Below are 11,457 nucleotides of genomic sequence, written 5' to 3'. Positions count from 1 at the left end.
GCCTCAGAAAACCGGAATGCCGACGATCATCAGGCCGAAGACGCCCAGGAGGGCGTGGGACACGCTGCTGCCGACCAGCGATCCCTGGCGCGCGAAGATCCAGCCCCAATAGAGGCCGAAAGGAAACACCGCCAGCGCCAGCATTATGGACACATGCAGATGGGTGGCGCTGAACAGCATGTTGGACAGGAGGATGGCCTCCAGCGTCTTGTATTTGCTGGTCAGGAACAGCTGGAACGACGCCTGGGTGCCGCGGGCGATGGTTTCCTGGATCGGCGTGAAGGCACAATAGGCACTGCCGTACAGCAGAACCTCGCCCACCGACAGGCCGGTGGAGCGGGCGAAATCGAACACCGCCTGCCCCTGGAGGGCCGGGATGAAGGTCACGCCGATCCATTTCAGCAGCACGATCAGCACCGCGATGGGAATGGACAGAACGATGCCTTCCAGGGCGTTGCCCCGCCAGTTCTTCAGCGTGAAACCATAGGTGCTGGGCGGCCACGGGCTGGTCTTGACCGTGCGGTAGACGCCGAAGGCGAAGCCGGTCAGGATCGGCAGGCTGATCAGAGAAGTGTCGGGAACCACCTTGCTCAACGCCGTGGTGACGCCCAGCGCGAACATGTAGAAACACAGCCCGACCAGCAGGCGGAAGATGAACTTGCTCATCTCCACCCGGTTTTCCGCCTCGCTCAACCGGCTGCGCAGGGTCTCCACCGTCACTTCGTTGGTGCGGCGCAGGCGGGCGGCCAGTTCATAGGCCATGTTGATCTTCAGGCGGCTGTCGACGTCGAGCGGCGAGTCCGGCTGCTCGCGCAGGCGGGCGATGGGAACCGCCATGACCTCGCTGTCCTCGACCGCGCGCACCGCACCGGAGCGCGGACCGCTGTCCAGCAGCGACACCTCGCCGATGGACTGTCCCGCCGTCAGCAGGGCGAGCCGGTGGAGGGCGGCGCCGCCGGCATCCCGCTTCAGAACCTCGAAACTGCCGGACAGGATGAAGTAGAGGGCATCGCCGGGCGCGCCTTCCTCGAACAGGATCCGGCCCTGCGGGACGTGGATGGGACCATCCATGATGGAGGCCAGCTGCCGGATGTTCTCATCCGAGAAGCCAGTCAACAGGGGCGCCCTGTTCAGGCGCTCCTCCAGAAGCTCGGAGATCGTCGGATGCCGCGCATCCGCCGGCGCGCCACCAAGCTCCACCATGTCATGCCCCTTCAGGAATACCGACGGGGGACACTATAGGGCGACTCACCCTCCGACAAAAGCTGTGCACCACGAATGATGGCAACGGCCATTCGGTCGGTTGCATGGATGGGCGGCGCAACGGCGCCTCATCCGAACGAAGCGTTCGCCCGCAGGGTGTCGGAGGGCTTCTCCCCGAACATCTCGCTGTAATAGGCGGAAAAACGACCCAAATGCCAGAATCCGTGGTCCATCGCGATTTCGGCGACGGTCGCCGTCCGCGGGTCGGCAACGCGCAGGGCCCGGCGCGCCGCGTTCAGCCGCACCATCTTCAGGTAATCCTTGGGCGACACGCCCATGACGTCGGCGAAGCTGTATTCCAGCATCCGCGTCGTCACCCCGATGGCCTGGGCCACCTGCGCCACCGACAGCCGGTCGTCCGGATGGGCCTCCACATGGTCGCGGAACTGGCGGACGAATTTCTGGCGCTGCGAATGACCGACGGTGGGGGGACGGACCGCCTGCATGATGCCGGCCTCGACCACCGACACGCACTGGTCCAGCAGGGGAAGAAGGACTTCGCTCTGCTCCAGCAGGACGGGCGACGCGGCGAGCACGCATTGCAGCACCGCCCGCAGTTCACCGGCGCGCGCGTATGAAAAGCAACTGGCCGGCACCTCGGCGGCGTCCGGCACCGTCACGCGCAGCTGCTCCGCCCGTCGGCGGTCGATGGCGAGCGCCAGCACCGACATCGGGCCGTTGCACAGGAACTCCGACAAGGTGCCGCCGCGCAGGAGCAGAACCTCGTTCTCGCCGACCGGCCGGCCGTCCAGCCGGGCCGGGGCCGAACCCGGCAGCGGGACGGCGACCACCAGCGTGTCGGGCGGCGGAGCCGTGTGCTGATGCAGGCGAAGATTGGTGTCCTCCCGGAACACGCTGATGCCCGGGGCCACGACCTCCTTCAGCCGGCCGAGGAAACGGCCGGGTTGCAGTTGGCGGTAATGCTGGGTCCAGCCGACGAGAGCCTTTTCCTGCTCCCACACATCTTCCGCGATGTCGGTGTCCAGCCGGAGGGTCTTGGGCTCCACCATCCGCTGTTGCTCCAGGCACGGCACGATTGGGCCGGTTCGTGTGGCTGTTGCGGCAATGTCCAGGCAGCGGTCTTGCCTGGACGCCCATGTTCCGCGCTTTCAAGAAGATGTCAAACACAGAGAAGGATGATCTCTTCCATTTCGCAAAACGGATAGGGCTATTTTTTGAACAGTTCGCTGCCTTGTGAAAATATATCCTGCCAAAACCGCGGGCAGGATGGCGAATACATGCGTCCTTGCGGACTAACGATTGGCCGTCACAAAAATGCTGGCGGAGTTGAAAATTTTTAAGGCTTCCGCCCATTTTGCCGACCCTGCAAACGCAGGTGTGATTTTCAAACCGCCGAGAGCGGTTTCAGGAGAGGGTTATTGCCGGACTCTCAAAACAATACGATAAGCAAACAAATTATCGCCATTGCCCATAATCTCCGTAAGTATATCGAAAAAAATCAGCCTATCAAAAATAAAATATTGAACACCTTCACCTCGATAAATCTGCCACTCAGATAAACATCGTTTCTTTAAATATATCAGCGAAGATTACCCTCAAAACATCGCTCCGAGAGTCTCATTTTCACTGAGGATATTCAGAAAAATACGCCGATCTTCTGGAGATTTTCGCAAAGTGGATAGATCAGAGCCCGGTCGCCATTGCACGATCCCGGTCGACCACGGCACTGCCGAAACAGACGGCAGGCCGGGGCGACCCCATGGGACATCGGAAGCGGCAGGGAGGGCACGGCATGACGGATGTGCTGATCCTCGGCGGCGGGCCGGCGGGAGCGGTGCTCGCCCGTCGCCTGACGGGCCTGGGGCATGGCGTGACTCTGGTGACCTGCGCCCGGCGCCCGGCGGTGGAAGGATTGTCCCTGCGGGCCGTCGAAGGGCTGCGGCGCGCCGGCTGCCTGGAAGCGGTCGCAGCGGCCGGCATGCCGGCGGCGCGCCGGGTCGATTGGAACGGGCTGCACACCGCTTTGAACGGCGAACATCTGGTCGACCGCAGCCGCCTCGACGCCGCCCTGCTGCGCGATGCCAGTGCCGGAGCGGTTGCCCTGTCCCATGGCACGGCGGCAGCGGTCAGGCGTGGAAAGGACGGCTGGCTGGCGGTCGATGCGGCGGGCACGATGCTGGGTTCCGGCCGATTTCTGGTGGAGGCCCGCGGCCGCAGGGCGCCAAACGCCCCGGCGCAGGAGTCCGGCCCCCGCACGCTGGCGGTCGGTCGGGTCTACCTCGGTCCCGCGGTCGAAACGGGCAGCGCCGCCTTCTCCTTCGCCGACGGCTGGGCATGGCTGGCTGCCCTGCCCGATGGGCGGCGGGCCGTGCAACTCGTCATCGACGGTGCCGAAAGCCCGGCCCGCGCCGACCTGACCGCTTGGCACGCGGCGACGGTCGCATCGCTGCCGCAGGCGGCCGGATGGATCGCCGGCTGCGCCCCGCTGGGCGAGGCGGAGGTGCGCGACGCCACCGCGATCAGGCGGTCGCCCGGCGTGGAAGCCGACCGGCTGCGGATCGGCGATGCCGCCTTCGCCGTCGATCCGCTGTCCGGCCATGGCGCCTATGCCGCGGTGGCCTGGGCCTTCGCCGCCGCCGCCGTCAACACGCTGGCCGCCGATCCCGCGGCCCTGCCGGCGGTCGAACGCTTCGTCGAGGATCGCTGTGCCGGGCTGTTCGCCCACGCCGCCGACGCCGGCAAGCAGTTTTACCGGGCCGAGGAACGCTGGTCCGGCCGCCCCTTCTGGCAACGTCGCGCCGCTTGGCCGCCGGCCCCGCTGCCCACCGCCGACCGCGGCATCCGCCGCCGCGCCGTGGTGGTGAACGACCGGATCGAGGAACGCCCGGTCCTGGTCACGCCCGCCCTGCCGCGCGGCGTGCTGGCGATCGACGGAGTCGAGCTGGGCCCGTTGCTGGACAGCGTGGCGAGCGACCGATGCCTCGACGGCGATCTGGCCCGGCGCTGCGGCCGGCAGCTCGGTCAGGCACCGGGACGGGTGGCGGTCGCCCTCGCCTGGCTGGCGAACAACGGGTTCCTGCCGGGCGGGGCAAAGCCGCCTTCGGCACTGACGACAACGATGAAGAACGCCAACTCGTAAGAACGGGGGAGTACCGATGGGACAGAAACCGAGAGGGCCCGGCCGCTGGCCCGGTCTTTTGCTGGGTGCGGTTGCGGGCGGCGTCGTGTTCGGCGGTGCGTTGACGGTCGCCCAGGACGCTCTGGCCGACGATGGCCGCATGCAGGGCCGCGCGCTGGTCGAGGAACGCTGCTCCGCCTGTCACCAGAAGGAGGCCGACGGGTCGCTGCACCGCATCGACCATGTGCGCAAGACGCCCGAAGGTTGGACGATGACGCTGTTCCGCATGCGCCAGTTCCACGGCGTCGCCCTGTCGGACGAGGAGCAGCGCACGCTGGTGCGCTATTTCGCCGACCGCCAGGGTCTGGCGCCGGAGGAGGCCGCCCCCTACCGCTATGTCCTCGAACGCCGTCCGTCGGTGGTCGAGGAGCCGGTGACCGACGGCGACCTGACGGTGATGTGCGCCCGCTGCCACAGCGTCGCCCGCGTCGGGCTTCAGCGCCGCGATGAGGACGAATGGCGCCGTCTGGTCAACTTCCATCTCGGCCAGTGGCCGACCATCGAATATTCCGCCCAGGGCCGCGACCGCAAATGGTGGGAGATCGCCTCCACCGAAATCCCGCAGACGCTGGGCGGCAAGTTCCCCTTCAGGACCGACGCCTGGACCAGCTGGCAGGCGGCGCCCAAGCCCGATTTGTCCGGCCGCTGGGCAGTCGCCGGGCACCGGGCCGGCATCGGTTCCTATGGCGGCACCGCGACCGTCACCAAGGAAGCCACGAAAGATGGGGATGGTTACCGCATCGCCTACGACCTGACCGATTCCGCCGGCAAGCCGCTCAAGGGCGAAGGCAGATCGACAGTGTTCACCGGTTATGAATGGCGCGGCACCGGCACGCTGGACGGCAAGCCGGTGCGCGAGGTGTTCGCCGCGTCGCGCGACGGCAGCCGGCTCGACGGCCGCTGGTTCCTCACCCAACAGGACGAGGTCGGCGGCAGCCTGCATGCGGTGCGGGCCGGCGGTGCCGACAGCACGATCCTCGGCACCAGCCAGAGCTTCCTGAAGGCCGGTAGCACCGCCCGCATCACCCTGTGGGGCAGCGGGCTCGATCGCGGCGAGGTCGGCTTCGGCCCCGGCGTGTCGGCGAAGATCCTGTCGCGCGGCCCGACCTCCGTAACGGTTGAGGCGACGGCCGCAGCGGACGCCGTTCCCGGTGCGCGCAGCCTGACGGTGGGCGGCGCCAAGTCCGCCGGCTTCGCGGTCTATGCCACGCTCGACAGCATCCGGGTGGAGCCGGACTTCACCATCGCCCGCGTCGGCGGCAATGGCGGGCCGGTCCCGCCGATGACGGCGCAGTTCGAGGCGGTCGGCTACCTCAACGGCCCGGACAGCAAGCCCGGCACCGCGGACGACGTGCGCGTCGGCCCGATGCCGGCAAGCTGGAGCGTCGAGCCCTTCAACGACGCCGCGGCGCAGATGGAGGACGTGAAGTTCGCCGGCGCCATGGGCTCCAACGGCCTGTTCACCCCCGCCGGCGCCGGCCCCAACCCGCAGCGCCAGTTCGGCACCAACAACATCGGCGACCTGAAGGTGGTCGGCACGGTGATCGACGGTTCCGCGACGCTGACCGGCACCGGCCGCCTCATCAGCACGGTCCAGCGCTGGAACGACCCGCCCATCCATTGAGGAGCAGAGCCATGGCAACCCTTCATCTGGTTCGCGACGACCTGCGCGACGTGACGGTCGGCGACCGGCGTGTCCTGTTCCACGTCCCCACCAGCGGCCTGTTCGAGCTGGACCGCGTCGGCGGTGCCCTGATCGACCTGTTCACCGAGCTGGGCGAGGTCAGCGAGGAGGATGTCCGCCGCCGCTTCGACGGCGTCGCCGATCCGGCCGAGGTCATCGACAGCCTGCGCGAGCTGATCACGCTGCGCGTCGTCGAGAGCGGCCCGGCCGTCAAGCGGACGAAGCCGCCGGTGACCATCAGCGAGTTCCCTCTCAGCACCGTCGTGCTGAACGTCAACACCGGCTGCAACCTCAGCTGCACCTACTGCTACAAGGAGGATCTGACCACCCCCGCCAAGGGCGAGCGGATGGAGTTCGACACCGCCGCCCGCAGCGTCGACCTGCTGCTGCAGGAGGCCAAGGGCCGCGACAGCGTCAATGTCGTCTTCTTCGGCGGGGAGCCGCTGACCAACCTGCCGCTGATCCGTCAGGTGGTGGCCTATGCCGAGGAGCGCGGGCGCGAAGCCGGGGTCCGCATGGACTTCTCGCTGACCACCAACGGCGTGCTGCTGACCGAGGAGATCGTCGACTGGCTCGACGCCCATCGCTTCGGCATCACCATCAGCATGGACGGGCCGAAGCCGCTGCACGACCGCAACCGCCGCACCGTCGGCGGCAAGGGCTCCTACGACGTCGTGGCGGCGAAGGCGCGGATGCTGCTGTCGCGCTACCGGTCCCGCCCTGTGGGCGCGCGGGTGACGCTGACCGCCGGGGTCACCGACGTGGTGGCGATCCACGACCATCTGAAGACCGATCTCGGCTTCTTCGAGGTGGGATTCTCCCCCGTCACCTCCGGTGCGATGTCGGCCTTCAACCTGACTGGCGACGAGCTGGCGACCGTCTTCGACAACATGAAGATGCTTGGGCTGGCCTATGTCGAGGCGGCCAAGCGCGGCGTCAACACCGGCTTTTCCAACATGCACCAGTTGATGACCGATCTGACGGAGGGAACGACCAAGTCGCTGCCCTGCGGCGCCGGGCTCGGCATGCTGGCGGTGGACAAGGAAGGCGACCTGCATCTCTGCCACCGCTTCACCGGATCGTCGCAGCCGACCTACGGCAATGTCGATGACGGCATCGCCAAGGACAGCCTGGGCAGCTTCCTGGAAGGGATGGCGAACCGGACCGGCACCGATTGCGAGACCTGCTGGATCCGCAAGCTGTGTGCCGGCGGCTGCTATCACGAATCCTACGCCCGCTATGCCGATCCGGCGCACCCGACCTATCACTACTGCAACCTGATGCGCGACTGGATCGACTTCGGCATCCGTGCCTATGCCGAGATCATGGTCGCCAACCCGCAGTTCATCGAACGCCACGTCGCGCCGCGCAGGGGGATGAAATGAAGCATCTGACGCCCATCAACAAGAAGGCCCGTCTGGTCGATCAGGCCGTCGAGAACGGCCATTTGGACGAGGTGGTGGCGATGCAGGTGGTGGTCGGCTGCGCCTCCACCATGGATCCCGGCTGGGAGGTCGATCCCTTCGGCAGCGTCGCAGCACTCTGCGCACCGATGGAGGCCGACCTCTACGGCTGCTCCGACCCCTGCTGGTGGCCGGCGCAGGTGCCCGATACCATCAACAGCTACCCGGACTGGAACGCCAAGGCGGCCTCGGCCCAGAACGACTGGCGCGCCCTCCAGTCGGTGTTTCCGAAGGACTGACCGCCATGAAGACCCATGCAAACGGAGTCCGTCCGATGAGAATCCGGCGTTCCATCTCCCATCTTGGCGGGCTGCTCGCCGCCCTGCTGCTCGCTGCCTCTCCCGCCGCGGCGAAGGACTATCTGCTGACCGGCGCCAAACCCGACAAGCTGGTGCTGGTCGATGCCGCCGCCCGCAAGGTGGAGCGGGTGCTGACCATCCCCGGCGGCGGGGTGGCGCCCGGCACCATCGTGCCCTCGTCGGACGGCCGCATCGCCTATGTCGTCAGCAACCACATGGGCAGCGTGTCCGGCATCGATCTGGACAGCGGCAAGCAGGTCTTCCGCGCCGACTTCTCGACAGGTGATCTGCGGGTGCGCAGCCTGTTCGGCATGGATGTCAGCCCCGACGGCAAGGAGCTGTACGTCTTCCAGGCACCGGTGCGCATGCTGCCCGGCGAGTACCGGGTGGAGGACACCCGCATCGCCGTCTACAGCACCGCCGACGGCGTCGGCGCCAAGCCGGTGCGCCTGCTGCCGGCACCGCGCCGGGTCGCCGTGCTCGCCTTCTCCAGGGATGGCGGCACGCTGTGGGCGCTCGGCTGGGACCTCTACGGCCTCGATCCGAAGACGGGGGCGGTGAAGGAGACGCACAAGGTGCTGAACTGGAGCCGCGCCAACCACAGCCCGCCCGACGTGCTCGACATCTGGCCGCAGTTCGAACAGGCGGCGACGCTTTCCACCCCCTACTTCACCGCCCGCACCGATCTGGCCGCGACCGATCCCGGCGCCTTCCGCACCGGCCTGATGACGCTCGACCTCGCCACCGGCCGGATGGACATGCGGGATTTCGAGGACACCAGCGCCGTCATCTTCTCGTCCGTCGTCAGCCCGGTGAAACGGACGGAGGCCTATTCCGTCTACACCCAGCTGACCAAGATCGACACCGACGGCGGCAAGCTGGTGAAGCGGGTCGACCTGCCGCACACCTACTACTCGATCAACGTCTCCAGCGACGGCAAGGAGGTCTATGTCGGCGGCACCGCCTGCGACATCGGCGTCTACGGCACCGATACGCTCGACCGCGTTGGACAGGTGGAGATCGCCGGCTGCCCCGACCAGGGCATCGCCTCCCTGCGGGTGATCCGACGCTGACGCAACCCCCTCTCCCCCCGGGGAGAGGAAGATACCTCCGCATCCGACCTGGTGTCCCCATGCCCCATTCCCTGCGCTGGGCCGGCGGCTTCGTCCGGCCGCACCGGAGCCGTCTGGCGGTCTGCGTCGCCCTGTCGCTGGCTGGCACCGGCATCGGGCTGGCACAGCCATGGCTGACCAAGCGCATCGTCGATGACGGGCTGACCGGCAGCGACGCCCGGCTGCTGGTGCTGCTGACGCTGGGCATGCTGGCGGCAGGGCTGGTTTCGACACTGCTGTCGGGGGCGAACCGGCTGGTCTACACCCGTGCGTCGGCCGGCGTGCTGTTCGCGATGCGGGAGCATGTGTACGGCCATCTCCAGACGCTGCCGCCGCGCTTCTATGCCCGCTGGTCGGCAGGCGACGTGCTGGGCCGGCTCGACGGCGATCTGGCGGAGGTGCAGCGCTTCGCCGTCGATGCACCGCTGTCGGCGCTGAACGCGCTGCTGACGCTGGCCGGGGCGGTGGCGCTGATGCTGCTGATCGACCCGGCGCTGACCGTGATCGCCTTCCTGCTGCTGCCGGCGCAAGCGCTGTTCCTGCGCGGCACGCGGTCCTGGGTGGAGCGCAGCGCCCGCGCGCTCCGCGACTCCATGGCGACGCTGACCGGTTTCTTCGTGCAGCGCCTGTCCGCCATGAAGCTGATCCAGTCGCTGGGCGCCGAGGGCCAGGAGGCCGACCGCCTCGCCGCCCTCGACCGCGATTGCCTGGGCCAGCTTCTGCGCCAGCAGATCGTCGGCATCGTCACCGGCGGCGTGCCGGGCCTGCTGGGGTCCGCCGGAACGGCGGCGGTGTTCCTGTGGGGCGGCCTGCGGGTGATCGACGGCGAGCTGTCGCTGGGCGCGCTGATCGCCTTCTCCGCCTATCTCGGCCGCGCCACCGGTCCGGTGCAAGGTCTGCTCGGCCTGATCGTCGGGGCGCAGCGTGCCCGCGTGTCGCTGGACCGTTTGAGCGAACTGCTGTCTGAATCCCCTGCCGTGAGCCGTCCGGCCCGGACGGTCATCCCGGCATGCCGGGGCGGTGCGCTGTCGGTCGAAGGCATTGTCTTCGGCCATGGCCCCGGCCGGCCGGTGCTCGACGGGCTGTCCCTCACCATTCCGGCGGGCTCCAAGGTCGGGCTGCTCGGCTCGTCCGGCGCAGGCAAATCGACGCTGACCGACCTGCTGCACCGCCATTACGACCCGGAGCGGGGCCGCATCACACTCGACGGCGTCGACCTGCGCGACCTCGACCCCGCCCTGCTGCGTCGGCGGGTGGCGGTGCTGGGACAGGACGCGCCGCTGCTGCCGGGCAGCATCGCCGACAATCTGCGCTTCGGACTGACCGCAGAGGAGAGCACGGCGCTCGACCGGGACACGCTGGCCGAGGCGGTGGCCGCCGCACAGCTCAGCGGTTGGATCGCCGGCCTGCCACGCGGGCTCGACACGCCGGTCGGCGCCTGGGCCTCCGCCCTCTCCGGTGGGCAGCGGCAACGGATCGCGCTGGCCCGCTGCCTGCTGCGCAAGCCGGACCTGCTGATCCTGGACGAGCCTGTTTCCGCGCTCGACCCGGCCGCCGCCGAGCGGCTGATCGCCGACGTGGACCGCCTGTTTGCCGGCCGCACCCGTCTGGTCATCAGCCACCGCGGCGAGGCGTTGGCCGGCTGCGACACGGTGTATCGCCTGGAGCATGGCCGTCTGGTGCCGGTCATCCAACCCCTGGAGGCCGCATGCGCATCGCAGTGATCGACAGCGGCATCTCGTTGCCCAACGCACAGGCGACCGAGCGCGCGGCCTTCCGGCTGCGTGAAGATACTCTCAGCATCGAACAAATCCCGGCCACCCCTGACCGCATCGGCCATGGCAGCGCCGTCGCCGCAGCGATCCTGGCGCAGGCCCCCGCGGCTGCGCTGATCGACGCCCAGATCTTCCATGACCGCATCACCGCCTCGCCTGCCGCGGTGGCGGCGGCCCTGCGCTGGGCCGTCGGCCGCGGCGCCCGGCTGGCGACCCTCAGCCTCGGCCTGTCCGCCGACCGCCCGGTGCTGCGCGCCGCGGTGGAAGAGGCGCTGTCGCACGGCCTGCTGCTGGTCGCCGCCAGCCCGGCGCGCGGCGGTCCGGTGTGGCCCGCCGCCTATCCCGGCGTCGTCGCCGCAACCGGCGACGCCCGCTGCGCGCCCGGCGAGATGTCCGTCCTGCCCGCCGCTTTCGGCACCTGTCCGCGCCGGCTGGACGGCGCCCCGCATGTCGGAGGCGCCAGCCTCGCCGTCGGTCATCTCGCCGGCCTGCTGGCCGCCGCCGCCCCGCCGTCGCACGAGGCCGCTCTCGCCCATCTGCGCAGCACCGCCCGCTGGCACGGGCCGGAACGGCGTCTGGTCTGACACCCCGGCCGCCGCGGGGGGCGAGGAAAAGCATCCGCTCTATAATCAGTTCGTAAAGCGGATAGATCGAGCACCCCACGACGGCGATACTTCCGCCGCTTCCCAACGGGCACCGCCCGCCCCTCCACAATTCCGGAA

General features: G+C 68.5%; 9 protein-coding genes. 7 read left to right on the top strand and 2 right to left on the bottom strand.

Translation table 11 applies throughout. From position 1 onward, the window contains the following. Positions 1 to 3: 3 nt before the first annotated feature. Together GBZ48_RS18905 and GBZ48_RS18900 are read right to left on the bottom strand one after the other, a co-directional pair. Entirely contained in the window at positions 4 to 1,203 is a 1,200-nt protein-coding gene (locus tag GBZ48_RS18905) for a cyclic nucleotide-binding domain-containing protein (protein ID WP_174472406.1), read from the bottom strand. A 128-nt stretch (positions 1,204 to 1,331) separates the two neighbouring features. Further along, positions 1,332 to 2,273 (bottom strand): helix-turn-helix domain-containing protein, encoded by a 942-nt coding sequence (locus GBZ48_RS18900; RefSeq protein WP_174472405.1) that lies wholly within the window; start codon positions 2,271 to 2,273, stop codon positions 1,332 to 1,334. Positions 2,274 to 3,016: 743 nt separating this feature from the next. On the opposite strand from GBZ48_RS18900, the gene qhpG reads away from it, so the two are divergent. Genes qhpG through qhpE form a run of 7 tightly spaced genes read left to right on the top strand, consistent with a single transcriptional unit; the run spans position 3,017 to position 11,319 of the window. Then, positions 3,017 to 4,363, top strand: a complete 1,347-nt coding sequence (qhpG, locus tag GBZ48_RS18895; protein ID WP_174472404.1) for a flavin-dependent monooxygenase QhpG — start codon at positions 3,017 to 3,019, stop codon at positions 4,361 to 4,363. A 16-nt stretch (positions 4,364 to 4,379) separates the two neighbouring features. Beyond that, positions 4,380 to 6,026: a quinohemoprotein amine dehydrogenase subunit alpha gene (gene peaA / locus GBZ48_RS18890; protein WP_174472403.1), complete on the top strand. Its 1,647-nt coding sequence runs from the start codon at positions 4,380 to 4,382 to the stop codon at positions 6,024 to 6,026. An 11-nt stretch (positions 6,027 to 6,037) separates the two neighbouring features. Then, positions 6,038 to 7,471 (top strand): quinohemoprotein amine dehydrogenase maturation protein, encoded by a 1,434-nt coding sequence (peaB, locus tag GBZ48_RS18885; RefSeq protein WP_174472402.1) that lies wholly within the window; start codon positions 6,038 to 6,040, stop codon positions 7,469 to 7,471. Next, positions 7,468 to 7,788: a quinohemoprotein amine dehydrogenase subunit gamma gene (gene qhpC / locus GBZ48_RS18880; protein ID WP_109050738.1), complete on the top strand. Its 321-nt coding sequence runs from the start codon at positions 7,468 to 7,470 to the stop codon at positions 7,786 to 7,788. Before peaB ends, qhpC begins: the two co-directional genes overlap by 4 nt. 35 nt (positions 7,789 to 7,823) lie before the next feature. Continuing rightward, on the top strand, positions 7,824 to 8,921 hold the full coding sequence (gene peaD, locus GBZ48_RS18875) for a quinohemoprotein amine dehydrogenase subunit beta (RefSeq protein ID WP_174472401.1): 1,098 nt from the start codon (positions 7,824 to 7,826) through the stop codon (positions 8,919 to 8,921). Positions 8,922 to 8,980: 59 nt separating this feature from the next. Then, positions 8,981 to 10,684, top strand: coding sequence for an ABC transporter ATP-binding protein (locus tag GBZ48_RS18870; protein ID WP_174472400.1), 1,704 nt, complete (start codon positions 8,981 to 8,983; stop codon positions 10,682 to 10,684). Beyond that, the gene (gene qhpE / locus GBZ48_RS18865; protein ID WP_174472399.1) at positions 10,669 to 11,319 is read left to right on the top strand and encodes a subtilisin-like serine protease QhpE; all 651 of its coding nucleotides are present in this window, start codon (positions 10,669 to 10,671) and stop codon (positions 11,317 to 11,319) included. The genes GBZ48_RS18870 and qhpE overlap by 16 nt, the downstream gene beginning before the upstream one ends. Positions 11,320 to 11,457 lie beyond the last annotated feature (138 nt).

The organism is Azospirillum melinis (assembly GCF_013340935.1).
Lineage (GTDB): Bacteria > Pseudomonadota > Alphaproteobacteria > Azospirillales > Azospirillaceae > Azospirillum > Azospirillum melinis.
Note: the sequence above shows the minus strand (reverse complement) of the source record. Positions and strands in the feature narration are given on the sequence as shown.